Origin of the sequence: Bradyrhizobium sp. 155, from assembly GCF_023101105.1 — a bacterium.
In the GTDB taxonomy this organism is placed as follows: Bacteria; Pseudomonadota; Alphaproteobacteria; order Rhizobiales; family Xanthobacteraceae; genus Bradyrhizobium; species Bradyrhizobium canariense_D.
This window is the reverse complement of the sequence record NZ_CP064704.1, coordinates 1,993,565-2,015,094: the sequence shown is the minus strand read 5'-3', so window position 1 is coordinate 2,015,094 and position 21,530 is coordinate 1,993,565. Positions and strand designations below refer to the sequence as shown.

General features: G+C 63.5%; 17 protein-coding genes. 3 read left to right on the top strand and 14 right to left on the bottom strand.

The window, feature by feature from the left end:
- Positions 1 to 25: 25 nt before the first annotated feature.
- From IVA93_RS09775 to IVA93_RS09745, 7 genes are all read right to left on the bottom strand, one after another.
- Positions 26 to 247, bottom strand: coding sequence for a hypothetical protein (locus IVA93_RS09775; RefSeq protein WP_026233375.1), 222 nt, complete (start codon positions 245 to 247; stop codon positions 26 to 28).
- 30 nt (positions 248 to 277) lie between these two features.
- Complete coding sequence (locus IVA93_RS09770) at positions 278 to 1,528, bottom strand: DUF1501 domain-containing protein (RefSeq protein ID WP_018457461.1); 1,251 nt, start codon at positions 1,526 to 1,528, stop codon at positions 278 to 280.
- Between the two features lie 2 nt (positions 1,529 to 1,530).
- A complete protein-coding gene (locus IVA93_RS09765) occupies positions 1,531 to 2,982 on the bottom strand; it encodes a DUF1800 domain-containing protein (protein ID WP_018457460.1) in 1,452 nt (483 codons plus the stop codon).
- A gap of 171 nt (positions 2,983 to 3,153) precedes the next feature.
- The gene (locus tag IVA93_RS09760) at positions 3,154 to 5,670 is read right to left on the bottom strand and encodes a M56 family metallopeptidase (RefSeq protein ID WP_018457459.1); all 2,517 of its coding nucleotides are present in this window, start codon (positions 5,668 to 5,670) and stop codon (positions 3,154 to 3,156) included.
- The gene (locus IVA93_RS09755) at positions 5,667 to 6,059 is read right to left on the bottom strand and encodes a BlaI/MecI/CopY family transcriptional regulator (protein WP_018457458.1); all 393 of its coding nucleotides are present in this window, start codon (positions 6,057 to 6,059) and stop codon (positions 5,667 to 5,669) included. The genes IVA93_RS09760 and IVA93_RS09755 overlap by 4 nt, the downstream gene beginning before the upstream one ends.
- Before the next feature lie 261 nt (positions 6,060 to 6,320).
- The gene (locus IVA93_RS09750; RefSeq protein WP_083926483.1) at positions 6,321 to 7,973 is read right to left on the bottom strand and encodes an NAD-dependent malic enzyme; all 1,653 of its coding nucleotides are present in this window, start codon (positions 7,971 to 7,973) and stop codon (positions 6,321 to 6,323) included.
- A gap of 313 nt (positions 7,974 to 8,286) precedes the next feature.
- A complete protein-coding gene (locus IVA93_RS09745) occupies positions 8,287 to 9,282 on the bottom strand; it encodes a tripartite tricarboxylate transporter substrate-binding protein (RefSeq protein ID WP_247789753.1) in 996 nt (331 codons plus the stop codon).
- A 154-nt stretch (positions 9,283 to 9,436) separates the two neighbouring features.
- Between IVA93_RS09745 and IVA93_RS09740 the strand changes: the two genes are divergently transcribed.
- The gene (locus IVA93_RS09740) at positions 9,437 to 10,657 is read left to right on the top strand and encodes an IS701 family transposase (protein WP_247285483.1); all 1,221 of its coding nucleotides are present in this window, start codon (positions 9,437 to 9,439) and stop codon (positions 10,655 to 10,657) included.
- Between the two features lie 449 nt (positions 10,658 to 11,106).
- On the opposite strand, the gene IVA93_RS09735 is transcribed toward IVA93_RS09740, so the two are convergent.
- A complete protein-coding gene (locus IVA93_RS09735) occupies positions 11,107 to 11,580 on the bottom strand; it encodes a winged helix-turn-helix transcriptional regulator (protein ID WP_018454364.1) in 474 nt (157 codons plus the stop codon).
- 126 nt (positions 11,581 to 11,706) lie between these two features.
- Between IVA93_RS09735 and IVA93_RS09730 the strand changes: the two genes are divergently transcribed.
- Complete coding sequence (locus IVA93_RS09730) at positions 11,707 to 12,681, top strand: zinc-dependent alcohol dehydrogenase family protein (RefSeq protein WP_018454363.1); 975 nt, start codon at positions 11,707 to 11,709, stop codon at positions 12,679 to 12,681.
- 106 nt (positions 12,682 to 12,787) lie between these two features.
- Positions 12,788 to 13,507 carry a hypothetical protein gene (locus IVA93_RS09725; protein ID WP_018454362.1) on the top strand — a complete coding sequence of 240 codons (720 nt, stop codon included), beginning with the start codon at positions 12,788 to 12,790 and terminating at the stop codon, positions 13,505 to 13,507.
- 334 nt (positions 13,508 to 13,841) lie between these two features.
- Here IVA93_RS09725 and IVA93_RS09720 read toward each other — a convergent pair whose 3' ends face one another.
- The 6 genes from IVA93_RS09720 to IVA93_RS09695 all read right to left on the bottom strand — a co-directional run bounded on the left by IVA93_RS09720 (position 13,842) and on the right by IVA93_RS09695 (position 21,508).
- The gene (locus IVA93_RS09720; RefSeq protein WP_018454361.1) at positions 13,842 to 16,163 is read right to left on the bottom strand and encodes a mechanosensitive ion channel domain-containing protein; all 2,322 of its coding nucleotides are present in this window, start codon (positions 16,161 to 16,163) and stop codon (positions 13,842 to 13,844) included.
- Between the two features lie 1,040 nt (positions 16,164 to 17,203).
- Positions 17,204 to 18,163, bottom strand: a complete 960-nt coding sequence (locus IVA93_RS09715) for a polyphosphate kinase 2 family protein (protein ID WP_018454360.1) — start codon at positions 18,161 to 18,163, stop codon at positions 17,204 to 17,206.
- Complete coding sequence (locus IVA93_RS09710) at positions 18,123 to 19,142, bottom strand: branched-chain amino acid ABC transporter permease (protein WP_026232717.1); 1,020 nt, start codon at positions 19,140 to 19,142, stop codon at positions 18,123 to 18,125. Before IVA93_RS09710 ends, IVA93_RS09715 begins: the two co-directional genes overlap by 41 nt.
- A complete protein-coding gene (locus IVA93_RS09705; RefSeq protein WP_018454358.1) occupies positions 19,139 to 20,020 on the bottom strand; it encodes a branched-chain amino acid ABC transporter permease in 882 nt (293 codons plus the stop codon). Before IVA93_RS09705 ends, IVA93_RS09710 begins: the two co-directional genes overlap by 4 nt.
- A gap of 13 nt (positions 20,021 to 20,033) precedes the next feature.
- Positions 20,034 to 20,738, bottom strand: coding sequence for an ABC transporter ATP-binding protein (locus IVA93_RS09700; protein WP_018454357.1), 705 nt, complete (start codon positions 20,736 to 20,738; stop codon positions 20,034 to 20,036).
- Positions 20,738 to 21,508, bottom strand: a complete 771-nt coding sequence (locus tag IVA93_RS09695; RefSeq protein WP_018454356.1) for an ABC transporter ATP-binding protein — start codon at positions 21,506 to 21,508, stop codon at positions 20,738 to 20,740. The genes IVA93_RS09700 and IVA93_RS09695 overlap by 1 nt, the downstream gene beginning before the upstream one ends.
- Positions 21,509 to 21,530: the final 22 nt, after the last annotated feature.

The window sequence follows — 21,530 nt, the reverse complement described above, 5'->3', positions numbered from 1 at the left end:
CGCCTGAGGCCGCAGCCGTTTCGGGTTAGCTGTGGCGATTCCACCACACTGGCTTGTCCTGAATCGAGACAGGCTCGTGGGATAAGCCCGATACGACGCGCCAGATCGGGCGCGTCTCCGGCGGAACCTCGTCAGGTTCGGCGCCGCTCCTCGAGAGCCGCGCGAGCTCGCGCCGATAGAGCCGCTGCCAGCCGGTCTTCAAGCTGGCGAGAAAGTCGAGCTCCCGTTGTGTCAGCGTGCACATCATGAACCCGATCCGGTTGCGAGAGCCGCGTCGTCAGCCGACGAGGCCTCCCATCGGTTTGACGTCGGCGCTGCCCGGGAAGACGGCTTCTGCGAGCACCTTCTCCTCGACGCGCAGATGATCCCTCAGCAGGCCTTTCAGCACCGCGCGCAAATCCGTGGTCGGCTTGAGATCGCGATCCTCGAAGAGTTGCGCCGGCTTCAGACCGGGCCAGTCCGCGATCACGCGACCACCGTTGAGCCCGCCGCCGATCAGGAAAGCGACCGTGCCCGTGCCGTGGTCGGTACCCTGCGTACCGTTGATGCGCGCGGTTCGCCCGAACTCGGTGACGACGGCCACGACTGTTTCGCGCCACGCTTCGCCCATATTGCTCTCGATCGCGGCAAAGGCGCCGTCGAGAGCACCGAGCAGATTGTAGAGCTGGCCCGAGGCCACGCCCTCGGCGATGTGCGTATCCCAGCCGACGAAGCCCATGGCGCCGACACGCGGGCCGTCAGGCTTGGCGAGATAGCGCGCGGCCGTGCCGGCGGCTTCGGCGAAATAGGCGCGCACGCGCGCGATGCCGGGCGGCGGCAAGGTCGGATCGTCGGACATCGGATCGCCCGCGCCTGGTGCGCCGCCGAGCGAAGCGAGCCTCATGCGGGCCTGGAGCACGGTCGCAAGCTTCGGATCGGTGTGCTGGTAGAGATCGAGCAGGCGGTTCTGCGTGTCCTCGCTCGCCGGCAACAATCTCTGCGGCACCCATGTCATGACGGGCGCCGAACCGCGCACCACCAGCGGCGTCACGGAGCCGATGCCGAGCGCGCGGCTGCCGCGCGGGTCGACACGCCCGCTGGATTCCAGCGCGAGCAGCGCGCGGTTGAGCCATCCCGAGCTGGTCATGCCCGGCTTGACGAGCCCGCTTTCCAGCACGTCCTGGCCGTCGAAATGCGAACGCTCGCGATAGGGCGTCGCGGCGGCATGGACGATCGCAGCCTTGCCGCTCTTGTAGAGCCGATGCAGATTCGGCATCGCCGGATTGAGCGCGAAGAAGGCATCGAGCGGCAGCGCGGGCGGCTTGCCGTCCAGCACCAGCGCACGATCGCCGCGCAAGGAGATCCAGTCGGGATCGCCGACCGGCGCAACCGCGCCAAGGCCGTCGAGCGCACCGCGCAGCACAATGACCAGCAGGCGCGGATCGCGCCCTTCGGCACGCGCGATCCGCGGCATCTGGCTCCACGTGAACAGCGCGCCGGAGCCGACCAGAAGCTCGCGCCGCGTGGGCAGATGATGGTCAAAGCCCATGGTCACCTCCTCTGGAAATCCGCCGACATGAACAACAGCGCGAGCGCCTGCTGCCGGCTCTCGGCGCGGCCGACGGCCTGCTTCACCTCGGGTGATATCTCCGATGCGAAGACGTCCTCGATGATCGCCTGCGGATCAGCCGTACCGGCGAGGCGCTCGGCAAAATTGTTGGCGATGTCGAGCCGCCGGCCGACGCCGTCGATCCAGCTCGCCTCGTCGTCCGGATAGCCCTTGGGCGCGGATGGACGCCACAGCGCCTCGCCGAGCAGCTCCAGCCCGCCGGTGAAGCGGACTGGATCGACCGTCGTGGCGCCGGTCGCGCGCACCATGCCAACGCCCCACTCGCTGGGACGCTTGAGCTTCGACGGCGGCCCGCGCCAGGCCTCGTCCGAGGACACCATCGCGATCGCGACCTGCTTAAGATCGCCCTCGGTGTCGCGAAAAGTCTTCGCCATCTGCTCGATCAGCACAGGCGGCGGCTCGTCGGCGACGAAATGGCGCGCGAGCTTGGTCGCGATATGGGTTGCGGTCGCCGGATGCGCGGCGAGATCGCGCAGCACCGCGCGGCCCTGCTCGGCATCCTCCTGCTCGTAGCGCTTGCCGAGCACGGTTTGCCCGCCGGGCTCGTGCAGCCGCGGATTGAAGGTGAACTCGCCACCGTGCTCGGGATTGTCGCCGGGCGGCACCAGCGTCCATCCCGTCAACACATTGGCGAAGCTGATGACGTCGTCCTGGGTGTAGCCGGCGCGCACGCCGAGCGTATGCAGCTCCATGATCTCGCGCGCGATGTTCTCGTTGAGGCCGCGGCTGCGGTTGATGCCGGCGATCGAGTTCGCACCCATCGAGCCGAGATTGTCGAGATAGAACAGCATCGCCGGATGGCCCTCGACGGCCAACAGGAGATCGACGAAGCGGCCGAGCATATTGGCGCGAACGGCTTCGCGCTCATAGGCGCCGGACATGCTCTGGATCTTGTTGGCCGAGATGCAGAAATGGTTGGACCAGAACCACACCAGCCGCTCGGCGAAGCCGATCTCGGCGGCAAGCGCGGCTTCCGTGCGCAGCTTGGCTTCCTGCAAATAGATCGGACGCCCGGGATCGGGCACGGCCTCGGCCGCCTGCTTGGCCGCCATCTCGGCGGCGTCCTTGTCCGCACCCTGCCCTTGCGTCTGGTCTTCCGACATTGTCGGCGCGGACGCCGTCTGCTGCCTCTTGGCCTGCTGCTGCGCCTGCTTGGCCCTAGCCGCGCGCCGCGCATTGGCGTCGGCAACGGTGCGATAGGCCTTTGCGCTGGTGGGAAGGACGGCGGCGGCGGTCAGCGTGAGCGGCCGGTCGAGATCGGCGATCAGTGCGCCGCGCGGGTCGGTGCCGACGGCGGCGATCGATCCCGGTCGCGGCCCCATCCCGAAGCGATGAAGCGCCAGCACAGCTTCGGCCTTTGCGGAATTGGTCATCGCGAACGCCTGATTTTCTCGAGCCTGCCAGCGGCACGCCGCGCAAGGCTACGAACCGTAATGCTACATATCGTAGCATTTGCGGTGCTGGCCCGCAAGCAGAGATTGCGCTGTCCCGTCCGATATCGCGAGCCGCCCATCCGGCGTGACTGATGGACGGCCGCAACGCTCCTAGAAATTCGGCCCGAGCGCGATCTTGGTGATCGTGCCGTTCCTGACGCCGATCCGCCATTCCGCCGAGCCGTTGGCGAACTGGGCGATGTAGATGTCGCTGTCGAGCGCGGTGACGCCGCGGAACGAGACCGCACGCAGCGCGCCGAGCTTCGCCAGGATCGCCTGGTCGAACGGAAGCTGCTGCCGCGTGATGTCGGCGACTTCCGACGTCATGTGCTCGTAGTCCGGCTGGCCCTTGCCGACATCAGCGATATAGCGGCGCAGCATATCCTCGCCATTGGCGATCGGAACGGCGCGGCGGGCGGCGCGCCCCGGCTTCGCGCCCATGTTGGAAGCCTCGACATTGTGGAAGCGCGTCTGCCGACCCGGCATCAGCACCTCGAGGCACCGTCCGGACTTGTCGGCGATCACCCAGGGATTGTTCACCGTGGTCGTGGCCGCCCAGCTCATGTTGGGCCGGACCACGCTCTGGGCCTTGCGATTGCCGTCGGCATCGAGATTGAAGACGCGGATGTCCTCGCCCATCTCGTTGTAGACCATGATCCGGATCGGCGAAGTGCCGGCGCGGCCGCGCACATTCGCCTCCTCGGCGCACGTGACGATGCCGCCGAGCTCATCATTGCCGTCGGCCCGGAAGATGACGTCGCCGGCCTTGCCGTCTGGCTCGAGCAGCAGGCGGAATTCCGCCGTGCCGTTCTCGAATTTCGCACCATAGATGTCGTAGCCGCCCGGTCCGACGCCGCGGAAGAACAGCGACTCCACCGGACCGAGGGCGACGAAGGTCGCGTGCAACTCGTCGACCTGGCGGTGGACCTTGGCGGCGAGCGGTGCGCTCATCCGGTCGTAGTTCGGCGTGCCGCTGCGCAGATCCTCGATCCCGCGCAGGATCATCTCCTTGCCGCCGGCGACCGGGACCTGCTCGCGGAAACGATCGGGGACTTCCGCAACGCGACGCGCGAAGTCGGCCTCGATCGCCTGCGCCGCGGCCGCATCGATCCGCGGTGCGAGGCGGGCGCCGAACACCGCGTTCTGGACCAGCACGCGCGAGACCCTGGCCTGCTCGTCGCGCAGGAAAACCAGCAGATTGTCGCCACGGATCGAGAAGGCGTCGGCCCCCTCAGCGAGGAGCGCAGCCCGGCCCTGTACGGTTTCCTGCACCTGGAGCCGATCCCCGTCGCGGTCCACCGTGAGCACGCGGTTCGGTGCGATCCTGTACCAGCCCACATATTGATCGAGTGATCCGGAATCGGTGGCCGCCGTCGGCATCTCGGCAACGAGAAGTGCGCGGATGTCGCGTCCATTCATGCGCAGCATCAGCTCGGCGGAGCGGCGCTCCGCATCGAGCGGGAACGTGATCTCACCGGACGAGGCGGGGTAGGATGCGATGCCGTCAGTGCCGACCGTCAGGCGCAATTTGCGCTGCCCGGTGAGCTGGCCGTAGACCTCGTCGCCGTCGCGGAAGATCGCGAACACCGAGGTCGGACCCATGGCGTAGAAATTGACGAAGGGGCGGTAATGCTGGGCCGGCACCTCTCCACTATCCGCGGCGAGCGGCGCAGGCTCCGGCGTGCGATAGGCGATCATGCCGGCGGACACGATCACGGCCGGGACGATCGCAGCCGCGATCCACGCCCGCTTGCGCCAGCCGACCGCGACGGGCATCGCGGCGGCCGCGATGATGCGCTCGACGCGGGCGCGCACGGTCGAGGCCCGCGCCATCGCGAGCTCGACCGGCCGCGGGTTTACCGTGCTTGCAAAATCAAGCAGGATTTCCGCATAGGACAGCCGGTCGTCGATCACCTCGATGGCCTCGGCGTCGCTGATGATCTCGGCAAGTTCGGCCAGACGCGCGAGCTGCCACCACGAGAACGGGCTGAACCAGAACACCGCGCGATTGAGGGAGGCGAGCAGGAGTATATAGAAATCGCGGTTGGCGACATGCGCGCCCTCATGCGCGAGCACCGCGAGGCGCTTCTTGGCGTCCCAGCCGGAAAATTGCGGCGGCACCAGAATGGTCGAGCCAAACGTGACGGGACCGCCGACGTCGCGGCTGACGCGCACATCGGCGTCGACCATGCGCGGACCGTTGATCGGCCTTGCCGCGCGCGCGAGGCGCCAGGTCAGACAGAGGCCGATGGCCAGCCGCAGCAGCAACAGGCTGGCGACGCCGGCATGGATGACGGTAGCGATCAGCCACCAATTGATTGAGACGCCGTTCTTCGACGGCGGAATCGCCGCGCCGGGCGTCATCGGCTGCATGGGCTGCGGCATCTCGAACGTCGAGATATCAACTGGCATGACATCAGCCGGCACCGATACCGGCGATGGCAGCCGGGTGATCGTGACCGTCGGCCAATGCATCACGAACGGCATCGCCAGCGACGCCAGCAGCACGACGACCCACGCCGTCATGTGGACGTGCGGATTGCGCACGCGAAACAGGTTGAGGCCGAACCAGACGACGCCTCCCAGCACAAGGGAGCGCAGCGCCGCCTCCGCCAGAGTTGCGATCATTCTTTCTTCACTCCCCTCGCCTTCTTCGCCTTGGCCACCTGGTCGGCCAGTGTGCGCAACTGCTGCTGATCGAGCATCGCATTGTCGACCATGCCGACGAGGACCTCCTCCATCGAGCCGTTGCAGAACCAGTCGACGATGCGCTGCACCGCCTTGGCCGCAACCCGCGCGCGCTCTTCGGCTGCGTGGTAGACATAGGTGCGTCCGTCCACCGTGTGCCGAGCATAGCCCTTTTCTTCCAGCCGGCGCAGCACCGTGCGGACTGTCGATTCCTTCAGCCGACGCGACAGCTTCTCGCGCACAATTTCGGCCGTCACAGGACCATGGGCCCAAACCAGTTGCATGACCTCGTGCTCGAGGTCGCCCAGTTCGGGCAAACGATCGTCCATGGCGGCTTACCTTGATTGAATTTCTTGTAACGCTACAGAGCGTCGCATATACGGCCGCGCCGCGCAACCGGGTTTCTACCTGAAATGGTATCGCTGTGCTGACCTAACGTGGCTTGCTTCAAGCGGTCGTCGGGCCCGGGCTTGTCCGGGGCATCCACGTTCTTCGTACCATCCGGCGAGGCGTGGATGGCCGGGACATAGGCGAGCGGAAGCGACGCCGTCCTTCGGACGGCTATGCCCGGCCATGACGAGGCGGAGGCCTCAGTACTGCGGCTCGTACATCTGGGACTGAACCAGTCCCTTCACGTCGTTCGGCGCGGGTCCGTCCGCGAGCCCGCGCTGAAAGGCGACATCGGCGACGGCGGCGGCGATACGCACCGAGACTTCGCGGATGCGTGGCAGCGCCGGGTAGAGGCTGCCTTGCGCGAGATCGTCCTTGCCGACGCAATCGGCGAGCGTATGGGCGGCCGCCATGAACATCTCGTCCGTGACCAGCCGCGAGCGGCTGGCGATGACGCCGAGGCCGACGCCCGGGAAGATGTAGGAGTTGTTGCCCTGGCGCGGCACGAAGGTTCGGCCGTTGAGCTTGACGGGGTCATACGGACTGCCGCAGGCAAACAGCGCGCGGCCTCCGGTGTAGCGGTAGGCGTCCTCCGCCGAACATTCGGCCTTCGAAGTCGGATTGGAGAGCGCGAACACGATCGGCTGCTCGTTGAGCTCGGCCATCGCCTTGAGCACGTCGGGCGTGAAGGCGCCACCGACCGCGGCAACACCGATGATGGCGGTCGGCTTCAGCGTCCTGATCGCGGTGAGGAAATCGGCGATCGGCGCCTGACCGGCATGGGCATAACGGAGCTTGTGACCGGACAGGCCTTGGCGGGCGCCAACGACGAGGCCGCGGGAATCCACCAGCCAGTTGCGCCGAAGCGCCTCGGCTTCAGAGGCACCTTCCGCCATCATCGCGGACGTCACGAGATCGGCGATGCCGGTCGCGGCCTCGCCGGCGCCGAGGAACAGGATGCGCTGGTCCTTCAGCTTGCCGCCGTTGACGCGCAGCGCCGAAAACAGGCCGGCGAGCGCCACCGCAGCCGTGCCCTGGATGTCGTCGTTGAAGACGCAGGCCTCATCGCGGTATTTGTGCAGCAGCTTGAACGCCGAGTGGTTGGCGAAATCCTCGAACTGGATCAGCACACCCGGAAAGGTCTTTCGCGCGGCGACCATGAACTCGTCGACGAAGCTGTCATAGGCCTCGCCCGTGAGCCGCCGCTCGCGCAGGCCGAGATAATACGGGTCCTTCAGGAGCTCTTCGTTGTTGGTGCCGACGTCGAGCACGATCGGCAGGCACGTTTCGGGATGCACGCCGGCGCAGGCCGAATAGAGCGAGAGCTTTCCGACCGGAATGCCCATTCCGTTGGCGCCGAGATCGCCGAGGCCGAGGATGCGCTCGCCATCGGTGACGACGATCAGCTTGGCCGGATAGGGCCAGTTCTTCAGGATCTCGGCGATCTGGCCGCGATCGCGCGAGGAGATGAACATGCCGCGTGGCCGCTGGAAAATCAGGCCGTATTTCTGGCAGGCGAGCCCGACCGTCGGCGTGTAGATGATCGGTTGAATCTCGTCGATATTGTCGACGACGACGCGGAAGAACAGCGCCTCGTTGCGGTCGTGCAAGGCATTCAGCGCGACATATTTCTCGAGATCGGTCGGCAGCGTGCGCAGATTGACCAGCACGCGCTCGACCTGGGTCTCCATCGTCAGCACGCAAGGCGGCAGCAGGCCGCGCAGGCCGAGATCGTCGCGCTCCTGCGCGGAGAAGGCGGTGCCCTTGTTGAGCAGGGGATCGCGCAGCAGCGCCATGCCGTGCACGGAATCGGACGATGTCGAATGGGCGCTGACCCGAGCAGGTCTATTCACGAATTCCCCCAGGGAGTTTCTTATTGAAGGGCGAGCATTGTCGGCCAGCACTCACCTGAGATCAAGGACGCAGAAAACTGCGGCAAGCATTGTGATCCCGCACCGCAGCGAGGTTTTGGTGACAGACCGGTCGTCGTGCGCACGAAAAGGTTAACGCCGCGAGGCTGTCGTTCTCCTCATGGTGAGGAGCGCGGAACGCGCGTCTCCGGACGATGCTTTGCATCGCCGGGCGAACCACGCAGGCCCTGCTCTCGCTTGCGGCGCATCCTTCGAGACACCCGCTCCGCGGGCTCCTCAGGATGAGGCAGTGGTATTATTCCGCCTTGATGTCGGCGGCCTTCACGATCGGCCACCATTTCTCGGTCTCGGCCTTCTGGAAGGCTCCGAGCGCTGCGGGCGTCTGCTGATCGGGCGGAGGAATCTCCTGCGCCAATTCGCCAAACCGCTGCTTGACGGTGGGATCGGCAAGCACGGTGACAATGGCCGCGTTGAGCTTTGTGACGATCTCCTTCGGCGTGTTCTTCGGTGCCCAGATGCCGTGCCAGTAGGAGATGTAGAGACCGGGCAACCCCGCCTCGTCGACCGTCGGGATATCGGGCGCGGAGGCGAGCCGCGTCGGCGACGTCACCGCGAACGCCTTGATCGCACCGTTCTTGTAGTGCGGCAGCGAGTTCGAGGCCTGATCGAACATGATGTCGATCTGCCCGGCCACGAGGTCGATCATGGCGGGCCCCGCGCCGCGATACGGCACGAACTGGAAGTCGGTGCCGGTCCTCTCCTTGAAGAAGACACCGGCGACGTGGGCCCCCGTGCCGGCGCCGGCCGTGCCGGCAGTCACCTTGCCGGGGTTGGCCTTCAGCCACGCGATCATCTCTTTCAGAGTGTTGGCTTCGAGCGTCTTCCGGCCGACGATGAGCTGCGTGCCCATCGCGATCGTCGCGACCGGCTCGAAATCGGCGATCACGTCGTATGGCAGCTTGAAGATCGCGCCGTTGAGCACATGCGTGCCCCAATGGCCGATCGTGATCGTGGTGCCATCAGGCGTTGCGCGCGCGACGCGGGCGCCGGCGATGCTGCCGGAGGCGCCGGCGATGTTCTCCACCACGATCGACGTGTGCAATTCAGCGGCGATGCGTTCGGACAGGATGCGCGCCAGCGTATCGGTCGGACCGCCCGCCGCGAACGGCACCACGAGGGTGATCGGCCGCGACGGAAACGGCTGGGCGCTTAGCGGCGCGATCAACCCATAGGCGATCAGCCCAGCAATGACGATCGCATGATTATGCAATCCGGCCCACAGCCCCCGCATCAGTCTCCCCCCACGCTTTTTGTCGCCCGCATGTTGTCAGCAGGCTGGAGCCGGAGTGAACGCTGCGGCGCGGGCCGAGGCAAGCTGAAAATGATGTCGGACAGCTTAGCATTACAGTTGCTTTTGTTGCGGGCTTCTGAATCCATGGGCAACCATGATTCGAATGTCGTGGGCGCGGGCCGCGTCGGTTGAGGCGACGCTTGCGTTGTGGGCGGCGTCGCTTCGAGAGATCAAGCAACGGATACGTCCGTTGTTCACGCAAGAGCGTGTTGCGACGAATGCAGGTCTGTTCCTGGAAGGTCTGCTCGGAGATGAGCAGCGCAAGACCGGTTGGATGCGCGCGGAGGCGGCTGGCGATCCCGGCCCATGGCGGCAGCAGGCGATTCTGGGTCGTGGAGACTGGGACGCTGATGCCCTGCGCGATATCGTGCACGACTATGTCATCGAGCATTTGGCGGATGACGATGCGGTGCTCGTGATCGACGAGACCGGTTTTCTCAAACAGGGCAAAGCGTCATGCGGAGTGGCGCGGCAATACACTGGTTCGGCAGGAAAGATCACGAACTGCCAGATCGGCGTCTTCGCTGCCTACGTTTCGCGTCATGGCCATGCGTTCATCGATCGCGCGTTGTATCTTCCGAAGGAATGGACCGACGATCCAGATCGTCTGGAAGCCACATATGTGCCTGCCGATGTCGGCTTTGCGACCAAACCAAAGCTTGCGACGAGAATGATCGCACGCGCGATAGCCGGGTCTGTACCATTCAAGTGGGTTGCCGGTGATACCGTCTACGGTGTTGGCAACATCGAACAGCAACTACGTCGGGCAGGCAAAGGCTACGTGCTTGGGGTCAGCAGCGCTCATGTGTTTCGATCCTGGGGCAAGCGACCGCCGGTCGCCGGTACGGCTGCAGACCTCGCCCGGACGCGGCGCTCATCCGACTGGAAGCGCCTGTCGGCGGGAGCCGGAACCAAAGGACCGCGGCTGCACGATTGGTGTTATCTCGAATTGGCGGATCTCGAGGCCGAGCAGTCCAACAGTGCAAATGACGGTTTGTGGACACGCGGTCTACTGATCCGTCGTCGCATTGCCGATGATGACCTCGCCTTCTTCACCACCTGGTGCCCAGCGGGAACAGCCATTGAAACGCTGGTCGCGGTCGAAGGCCATCGATGGGCGATCGAGGACAGCTTTGAAACGGCGAAAAACGAGTTCGGGCTCGATCACAACGAGAGCAGATCCTGGCATGGCTGGCACCGTCATGTGTCCTTGGTGATGCTCGCCTTCGCCATGATGGCCGCGATCCGACATCGCGCTAATCCGCCACCGCCCAAAAAAACGAAACGGCGCCCCCCGGCAAAAGCCAAAACATAACCACCCCACCACTGATCCGTTGGTCAATCCAGGAAATCCGCCGCATTGCTATCAGACTTGCGCGGAAGCGGATTCAACCCGCACACATCATCGCATGGTCCTTCTGGCGCAGAGCTCACCAGGCTGCCGCTCAACGCGCCCACTTCAAATCAAAAAAGCAACTGTAATGTTAGGACATGTACTCATAAACTCGCGCTGCACTTCGTCTGAGGTCCACTCTGCCTCCGATACCGGCCGCGTTGGCGCACCTCACCCTAGGTCCGAGTTGGGCCATGTGTGGAAATCGCGTGGGGCCCGCTCAGCTGGCGTTAGTGCTTCATTGGCGCGTGTCCGACCGATGATCCGCAGGCTCGGCAAATCGCACGATGGGACCCCGCCTGCTCAATCGCTCAAGAACTTCTTTCTTACTTTCAGCAAGCCGATCAACATTATTGACCACAAACGTGTGATTACCTCCGCACTACTGGTCGCACCCGCTCCACTGGGACATGGTCGCCGTTTTTGCTGACGACCTTCAGAAACACTTCTTCCCGAGTCGCTTTGTCGATCATGCGGGCAGATCCTTTGCCGAGATGCTCATCTCCCCATTGGCTCAATGCCATCAGCACAGGCAATAGCTTGATGCCGGCTTTGGTGGGTTCGTATTGATAGCGCTTTCGCGCCCCCGGCTCCTTGTAAGGAGTTTTTTCAAAGATTCCGTACTCAACAAGTTTTTCCAGGCGCTCAGACAGCACCGCTCTTGGTATGCCCAAAAACGTTTGAAAGTCCTGGAAGCGGCGAACCCCCCATGAGGCCTCGCGCAAGATCAACAAGGTCCAGGTTTCACCAACAATCTCGAGCGTTCGCTTGATGGAGCAGTTGTTTTTTAGCTCCAACATCAAGCGAAGATCCAGCTCGGGCGAATGCGCTTTTTCTGAGTTCATTTTTCATACACAGGTTGACGTTAATGACAGTTCGTTATATGAACTTAGCATGGTTTGGCGTCGAGCGGTCAGGGAACCGTAAGATTACTTGGCGGAATGAGCCATACAGCTCTCGCGGAGGGGACAATGAAGTTTCTGCAAATGTCTAAGTTTGGCAAACCCACCGAGGTGGTTGAAGTTGTCGAAAGCGATCCACCCCCACCGCCGGCAGCAAATGAAGCCACGGTCGCGGTCGAATACTCAGCGATCGGACTTGCTGAACTTCTGATGATCCGTGGCATGTATGCGATCAGGCCGCAGCCGCCCGCGCCGCTCGGGAACGAAGCTATTGGCCGCGTTGTCGCCGTAGGAGCCTCGGTTAAAAATGTAAGGACTGGCGATCGTGTGGCCATTCCGATCGGGCTTCCCGTGTGGAGACAGGCCATCACGGTGCCGGCCACCGATCTCATCGTCTTGTCTGAGCAAGCCGATCCCCAACAGATGTCAATGCTTCGGATCAATCCGCTCACAGCGGCATTGCTCCTAACCGAGTATGTCGAACTCGGCAAGGACGACTGGGTCATCCAGAACGCCGGCAATTCCGGTGTGGGACGCAGCGTCATTGCGTTTGCAAAGGAGTTCGGACTGCGCTCGGTAAGCCTCGTGCGCAGACCCGAGCTGGTGGATGAGCTGAAGTCAGCCGGAGCTGACGTCGTCCTTGTCGATGGACCCGACGTTGTGAAGCAGGTCGCAGCGGCGACCGGCAAGGCTAAAATCAAGCTGGGCATCGACGGCGTGGGTGGCGAGTCCTCGCACTCGGTAGCGTCTTGCCTCGCGTCGAACACCAAGATGGTCGTCTATGGCGGCGTCAGCGGAAAGCCCGCGGCCATGAGTCCTCTGAACATCATTTTCAAGCAGATGACCCTGGAAGGGTTTTGGCTGGGATTTCCGCGCTTTCGAGATGCACACGAAAAGCTTGCGGCTCATACGCGGACAGCCGAGCGACTGATCGCCGAAGGCAAACTGCACGTTCCGGTCGCCGGCGTTTATTCGCTCGAGCAGGCAACTCAGGCCATGGCGCATGCGCAAAAAGGCGGGAAAGTCCTTCTGAAACCCAACTAATGGATGATCAACGGTCAGGCGCCCTGAATTCTAAGCGCCTGAAACCGCAGCTAGTGCGATATCGAAAGCGATGGCCCTAATTCCAATAGGGCGAACCGGAGGACACATGACTGCTCTTTTAGATCTGGTGCTTGAGTCTCACGGAACTCTTGAACGATGGCGAAAATTCAACGCGATCGACGTGAACCTCTCGATGCATGGTTCGCACTGGACTAGAAAGGGATGGGATGGTGTCTTCGAAAATGTTCAATTGAAGGCGCAAACGAAAGAACAGCGAACTTGCTTTACGCACTTTACCGAAGAAGGCGTGCAAAGCATCTACGAACCGGATCGTGTTCGGCTAGAGACAATCGACGGGAAGCTTATCGAGGAGCGCGTACATCCAAGAAATGCGTTTGAAGGACATACTCTTCAGACGACGTGGGATAGGCTGCATCTGGCTTACTTTACCGGGTATGCACTTTGGAATTATCTGAATACTCCATTTATGTTTGTCACTGAGAGTGCCAAAGCGGAAGAGATAGACCCGGCGACCGACCAAGGCACGGTACGCCGGCGGCTCAAGATCACTTTTCCCGAGAAGGTTGGAACTCACTGTCCGGACCAGATATTCCACGTCGATGAAAACGGGCTCATCGCTCGTTTGGATTATACCACACTCGTGGCAGGTGGTGCTCCAGCCGCGCACTACATGTCCGAGTACAAGAACATTCAAGGGATTATGATGCCAACCAAACGGCGCGCGTTCAGGAGAAACCCGGACGGAAGTATAAATACCGAATCTGTCCTCGTCGGTATCGATATCTCTGCAATTGCTTTGACTTAAAAAAGCATTCAGACGGCAGGAAGCACGCAAGCAAATGGGTACCCCCCGACTGCCCCATGGCGCGCGCCGTGGGTGTCATCGGCGATTGGGGTAGACACAATCGACTTGAGGAGCGCGTACATCCAAGAAAAACGTTTGAAGGACACGCGCGAGTACGTTCATGGCGTGGACACAAACGAACTTAAGGGCAAGGCGGGGCCAAAAGGCGCCACCTCCTCTGTTCTGAGTTATCGTTGGCATGCCGACTTCCGGTTTGGATCACGAGCCGCCGATCACACGTAAGGTCGGACACTTCCGCTTTCGATTGGCAAGCCGACGTTTATGGACAGACTCTCTAGCCGACCGCTCGCCTTGGCGTCAGATGAGCGGCGCCATCAGCCGGCGGCGCGATGTGCATCAGGATGGTCTGGGTGGCGGATGCGACCTCGATGCCGTTGTGCTGGAAACGCTGCTTCATGCGGCGGTTGAATTCGCGCTGCACCGGCCAGCGGCCGGCCTCGGTGCAGCGGATCTGGCCGACGATCGACACCATGGCGCCGTCGACCTTGTCGATGCCCCAGAGCTCGAGATCGCCGCGGATCAGACTGCGGAATTCCACCTCGCGGCGCATCTCGTCGACGATGTCCTTGAGGATCTGGCCGGCGCGGTCGGTATCCTCCTTGTAGGCGACGTTGACGCTGACGGACGCATTGCCGGCGCCGCGGCTGGCATTGGTGATAGTCGTGACCGCGCTGAACGGCACGATGTGCACGGCACCGTCGCCGGCACGAAGCCTGATCGTGCGGATCGAGACGTTCTCGACCACGCCCGATAGCCCGGACACGCTGACGCTGTCGCCGACCTGGACGGTGTTCTCCAGCAGCAGGAACAGGCCGGTGATGAGATCCTGCACCAGCTTCTGCGAGCCGAAGCCGATGGCGATGCCGACGATGCCGGCGCCCGCCAGCAGCGGCGCGACGTTGACGCCGATCTCGCTGAGCGCCGTGAGCCCGACGACAGTGGCGATCACGCACAGCAAGGCCGTGCGCAGCATCGGCTGAAAGGTCCGCAGCCGCGCGGCCCGGGCATAGTGCCCATCGCGCGACAGCGTATTGATCTGGCGGTCCAGCAGCGCGTTGCTGGCTTCCCAGATCGCAGCTGCGATGAACACGGCAAGTCCGATCGTCACCACCGCCGAGATCAGCCGGCTGCCGATCTGGCCCCCATAAAACCATACGATGGCGTCGACGCCCCAGACTTCGAGCACGGCCACCAGGCCGATGAAGGCGATCACGCCGGATACGATCTTGCGCAGCAGCGGCAGGTAGCGGTTGGCGCGGATCTCGAGGCCCGGAAAGCGCTGGAGGATCTCGGGCTTGATGCGGAAGCCGCGGTCGATCAGGCCCAGCGTCAGCATGATGGCGACACGCGTGATCAGCGCCACCGCGATGGTGCCGACGAAATATTGCAGCAGCAACGAATAGCCGTTGCGAATGTTCAGCGCCCACACGGCCCACAGCGCAAGGTCGAGCGCGATGGCGAGATAGTGCCAGCCGCCCGCGATGCGGTTGCGCAGTCGCGCCGCGATCCCCTGCCGGTCGGCCGGCGCGCGGATCGCTTCGGCGACCTGGCGGCGGCATTGCAGGATGATGACGACGATGAAGAGATGCACGACCAGCATCACCATGCGCAGGAGCGCGGCGTAGCCGCCGCGATGCAGGCCGAGCAGCAGCGCCACATTCGCAAAGGCGATGCCGGAGACGCCGACACCGACGATACGGCGCGCCCAGATCTCGATATAGGCGGCGGTTTCGGCCTTGACCGGAAACAAGCCGAACGGTCCCGCCAGCACACGGACCACACAGAAGAGCCCGCGCGAGAACGCATAGGCGTTGACGACGGCGAGGATCACGAGACGGACGGTGGTGGGCCCGCCGATCTCGGTGCCGAGCAGCGCCGTGGCGACGCCGACAAAGACCAACACGGGTAGCAGCTCGAGCAGGAAGCGTCCCAGCACGAGCGGCAGCCGCAGCATGATTTGCCAGGCCCGCGCCAGGCTGTGGCGGCGCATGTGCAGTTCGGGCGCCGGGGTGACATCGGCCACGGATGACGGCGGATCGGCAATGGGCAACACCTGCACCGGCAGACGCGCCGTTTGCGGCATGCGCCCTTCCAGGAACACGACGGGGCGGCGGATCAGACGGAAGATCACCCATTCGGCGCAGAAGGCGCAGCCGAACACCAGCGCAAGCTTCCAGGCGATCTCGATCAGGAGATTGTAGGCCGCGGGATCGTTCGCGGTCCGCACGATCCAGTAATAGAACGCCGGGAAGTGCGTGAGCGTCCTGGCCATATCGGCGACGTCTCGCGAAATCTCGCCGATTTCCTCGGACACGGTGAGCATGAGCTGCGCACCGAGGCCGTCGGCCGCGAGCGGGATCGGCGATTTTGGCTCGGGCGCGGGCTGCTGTGCACCGGACGCATTGGCGATCGCGCGCAGCGTGTCGATCATCTGCGCGCGCTTCTTGTCGTCCTGCAGCGTTTCCAGCGCGCGCTTGGCCTCATCGGGCGACAACGCGGCAGCGCTACTCGTCGGCGGCGCGGCGCGGGCGCAGGAGAGAGATGAGATCGCGATCAAGAGCGCGGCGAGAAGCGCGGAGGCAAGCTTATGCGACACGAGGGATCCCTGGGAAAATGAATGCGACGGCGACGTCGGGCCCGTCACCGCCGAAGCACATGCATCATGTCGGATCGACGCTATTCGCCCGGGCGCTGTGTCGGAAGTTGGCCAATGAGGCGACATTCTCTTGGCATTTGCCGCGGTGCAGTAAACGGGAACCGCGGTCTCAAGGCAGGACGTGCAGCGATCGGAATGCAGGCACGCGGCTGGAAGCTCAACCGCGGCCATTCTTCGAGACGCCCGCCTGCGGCGAGCCCTCAGGATGAGGGATGAATATGCGGCAACATTTCAACGCAGATGGATGCAGCTGAGCCTCATCCTGAGGAGCCGCAGAACGCGGCGTCTCGAAGGACGAGGCGCTCGCTCAGGCGCCGCTGAGACGTCATATGCGACAGCCCTGATATGCGACAGCCCTCCGTCATTCCGGGAGTCGGCCCGGAATGACGGCCGTGAGGAGGAGGAAGAGAGAAGCACGATGTCAAAAGCACGGCGGCCGCGTCACGGCCCTCCGACGTGGATCGGTGTGCAATCGATGTGATGCACAATACAGCGCCGGGCAGGTAGGGGCTATGCCACACTGATGCAGCCCTCTAAACCTTGGCCCGGCGTGCCGTTCGCGGTTTTCTGCCGCTATGCGATAGTCCGAACGAGCTCCATCGCACTTAACGCGGCTGGATCTGCGGAGGTGGTGTCATAGACCTCCCCTTGCTCTTGATGTGGACGTTGCGCGTCGCTTGTTTGCGACCATTGAGATGGTCCTCCCGTGACGAAGAACTGTCAAGCAAGATCAACGGCGCGCAAATCACATTTGAGGGCGCGTTCCATCTGACTGCGACGGATTCGCTTGCAGCGAAATGCGAGAAGTGGGCGAATTGCGAGGCCGCCCTTCCCGCCAATGTAGAACGCTTCTGCTACCGGTGGACGCGAGTACTGAGGAATTTGGGGATGATCACATCATGCCCCTGTTTTGCCCGACGAGTCAAACGATTTCGTTAAATCCGCAAGCGCTCGCGCTGACCTTCAAGTCATTGATTTCGTTATCCCCGGCTACTGTGCATGGGGTTGTTTTCGCGTTTTTGTTTCTTGCCCGCCTTCTCCTCCTTCTCCAGCGCCTTGCGCACCTCGTCGAATTCACCCGCCGAGGCCTTGTCGGCGCGAGGGAAGCGCAGATCGAGCTTTTCGAGCGCCGCGACGATGGCCGACCCGATCACGACGCGCGCGAACCATTTGTGGTCGGCCGGCACGACATACCACGGCGCATGAGGCGTTGCCGTGTGCCGGACGATGTCCTGATAGACGGCCTGGTAGCGCGGCCACAGCGCGCGCTCCTTAATGTCGTCCATGGAGAACTTCCACTGCTTGGACGGATCCTCCAGCCGGTCGAGGAAGCGCTCGCGCTGCTCGTCTTTGGACAGGTTGAGGAAGAACTTCAGCACCACGGTGCCGTTGCGCGCGAGATAGCGCTCCCACGCACAGATGTCCTCGAACCGCTCCTTCCAGATGTTCTTGGTGACGAGCATTGACGGCAGCTTCTCCTTGGCGAGGACCTCCGGATGCACGCGCGTCACCAGGCATTCCTCGTAATGGGAGCGGTTGAAGATGCCGATATGCCCGCGCTCCGGCAGCGCGACCACGTGGCGCCAGAGGAAATCGTGATCGAGCTCCTTGCTGCTCGGCGCCTTGAAGGCACTGACCTCGCAGCCCTGCGGATTGATCCCCTCGAAGATCGCCTTGATCGCGGAATCCTTGCCGCCGGCGTCCATCGCCTGGAACACGATCAGTACCGACCAGCGGTCCTGGGCGTAGAGCTTCTCCTGAAACGCGATCAGCCGCTTCATGTTGGCATCGAGAATCTCCTGGGCCTTCTCCTTGTCGAGGTCGCCCTTCTCGTTGGTCTTGTGATCCTTGAGATGAAACTTGCCCGAACCATCGTAGCGGAACGGCGTGATGTAGCGGTCAAGTTCCTGGGCGAGCGATTTGGACGACTTCTTGCTCATGAGCGCGGGACACCTTGCGTTGCGGCTTCAATCGGTCGAGCAAGCTACCAAGGATACCCTTGGGAAGGAATATGATGAAAAGCACGAGCAACACGCCGTAGACGAGATTGTCCCAGCCGACCGCCTTGGTGCCGAAGCCGATGCGCAGGGTCTCGGCCAGCATAATCGTGATGATAGCGCCGAAGGTCGGGCCGAGCGAGACGAACAGGCCGCCGACGATGGCCGCGAACACCATCTGGAGCGACACCGCGATGCCGCTGACGGTATCAGGCGTGATGAACATCTGGTACTGGCAGTAGAGCGCGCCGGCCAATGCCGTCATCAGCGCGCTGAGCAGCGTGATCTTCAGCTTCTCCGCGGTGACGTCGACGCCGGCGGCGGCCGCGGCGTCCTCGTCCTCCGAGATCGCCTCCAGCGCATAGCGGGCCATGCTGCGGTCGACCCAGTGCCAGACCACGATGCCGAAAAGCCAGACCCCGAGCGCGATCAGGTACCAGGTGATCTTGTCGTCGAATTGCAGCGACCAGAGCTTGTTGCCCGCGGCCCGGTTCGGCGTGTAGCCGAGCGAGCCGCCGGTGTAGTCGCGCGTCGCCGTAATGACCTGGAGCACGATGCCGGAGAGCGCGAGCGTCACCAGCACGAAATAGTGCCCGGTGATGCGGAAGCGGAAACAGGGATAGCCGACGATCAGCGCCAGCGCGCCGGCCGCGACCATGCCGATGGGGATGCCGATCCAGGGCGACCAGCCCAGGTGATTCCAGAGTAGCGCGGTGACATACGCGCCGATTCCCATGAAACCGCCGTGGCCGAGCGAGACGAGGCCGAACCGCCCCATCATCGACCAGGACGTATAGGCGAACGACCAGATCAGGATCAGCACCAGGATGTGCAGATGATAGGGATCGCGATAGACGAAAGGCAGCGCGACCAGCGCCGCCAATCCGATCCCCCAGGCTGCAAGCCGTCCCCGCCCCATCATCGGCGCCTCGCGAGCAGGCCCGCGGGCCGGATGAACATCATGACGATGAAGAACGCGAAGGCAAGCACATAGCCCCATTCGAGATCGGAGAACAGGCCGCCGAGCGAGATGATCTCGGCGAACACGAAGGCGGCGATGAAGCCGCCGATGAAATTGCCGAGGCCCCCGAGCACGCAGATCAGGAAGGTGATCGGGCCGAACGACAGGCCGACGAAGGGATGCACGTCATATTGCAGAACCAGCAGGCATGCTGCGAGCCCGGCCAGCCCCCCGCCGATCGCAGAGGTAATGAGATAGATCCGCTTCGTGTCGACGCCCATCAGCGCCATGATCTGCCGGTCCTGCGAGATCGCCCGGATCGCGGTCCCTGTGAAGGTCCGCGTCATGAACAGATAGACCGCGACCATGCCGACCAGCGCGGCCAGGAAGGACAGCAGTCGCGCGTAGCTGAAATTCATGTCGCCGAAGGCGAGCACCGGCAGGCGGATGCCGAGGTTACGGAAGTCGATGCCGAAGGCGACCGTGGCAAAGCTCTGCAGCACGAACAGCACCCCGCCGGTCGCCAGCAACTGGTTGATTGGCGGCGCCGTGAGCAGCGGCGCGATCACGAGGTAATGCAGCGCCGCGCCGAGCACCGCGACCAGCAGGATGGTGAGCGGCGCGGCGACGAAATAGCTGATGCCGTAATACTGCACCAGGAAGTACATGGCGTACATGCCGATCATCACCAGCTCTGCGTAGCAGATCCAGGTCACGTCGATGACGCCGAAGATCAAATTGAGCCCGAGCGCGAGCAACGCCAGCACGCCGCCGAGCAGGATGCCGTTGATCACGGCCTCCAGCAGGTAGATGTCGAAAATGTCCAGAAATGCTTGCATGCCTGCATGAACCTCACACCCCGAGATACGCTTCCTTGACCGTGTCGCTCGCCAGCATCTCGGCCGAGGTGCCTGAGGACCTGATCGTACCCGCCTCGATCAGATAGGCGCGATCGACCACTTTCAGCACCTGCTGCACATTCTGCTCGACGATCAGCACGGTCAGCCCGCTGGCGCGGATCCGCTTCACCAGCTCGAACACCTGCTGCACCACGACCGGCGCGAGCCCCGCCGACGGCTCGTCGAGCAGCAGCAGCTTTGGATTCGACATCAGCGCGCGGCCGATCGCGCACATCTGCTGCTCGCCGCCGGACATGGTGCCCGCCATCTGGTGGCGGCGCTCCTTCAGGCGCGGAAACAGCTCGAACACCACGTCCAGCCGCTCGGCATAGTGGCCGCGCGCCTCCTGCATGAAGGCGCCCATCTTGAGATTGTCGTCGACCGAGAGCTGCGGAAACAGCCGCCGGTTCTCCGGCACATGCGCGATCCCGAGGCTGACGATCTTGTGCGGCGGCGTGGCCACGACGTCGACGGCTTCCATTCTGATCGCCCCACGCGAGGGGCGGATCAGGCCGGAGATGACGCGCATCAGGGTGGTCTTGCCGGCCCCGTTGGGACCGATGACGCCGACGGCCTCACCCGCCCTCACGTCGAGATCGACGTCGAACAGTGCCTGGAAGGTACCATAGCCGGCATTGACGCCGCGGAGCTCCAACATCACTGCACCCCCGCGCGGCGGCGCGCTGCGGCGGCCGCAGCCTGCGTGGTCTCGGCATCGGTGCCGAGATAGACCTCGATGACACGGGGATCGCCGGCAACGGCACTCGGCAAACCTTCCGAGATCTTCTCGCCGTGATCGAGCACCATGACGCGATCGACGACGCGCATCAGCACGCCCATGATGTGCTCGACCCAGATGATGGTAATGCCGAGCTCGTCGCGGATGTTGCGGAGCATGTTAGCCGCCTGCCCCATCTCGGCCTCGTCGAGGCCGCCGAGGCTCTCATCGGCCAGCAGAAGTTTGGGCGCGGTGGCGAGTGCTTTCGCCAGTTCGAGCTTTTTCAGGCCGGCTGCGCCGAGGCCGTCGACGCTGGCATGGCGATCGGTCGGCAAGCCGACCATCGCCAGCGAGCGCTCGGCCGCCTCCTCGGCCCTGGCACGGCTGTGGCGGCCCTGGCCATAGAATCCGGCGAGCGCGACGTTCTCGAAGATCGTCAGGCGGCGGAATGGTCGCGGGATCTGGAAGGTGCGGCCGATGCCGCTGTTGATGATCCGGTGCGGCGGAAGGCCCGCGATCTCGGAGCCGTCGAACAGGATCGAACCGGACGTCGGCGCCAGTGTACCCGAGAGCATATTGAAGATCGTGCTCTTGCCCGAGCCGTTGGGGCCGATCAGGCCGAGGATCTCGCCCTGATCGACTTTGAACGACACATTGTTGACGGCGGTGAAGCCACCAAACCGCTTCACCAGCCCGCTGACTTCCAGCACCGTCCCGCTCTCCTCTCTGCGC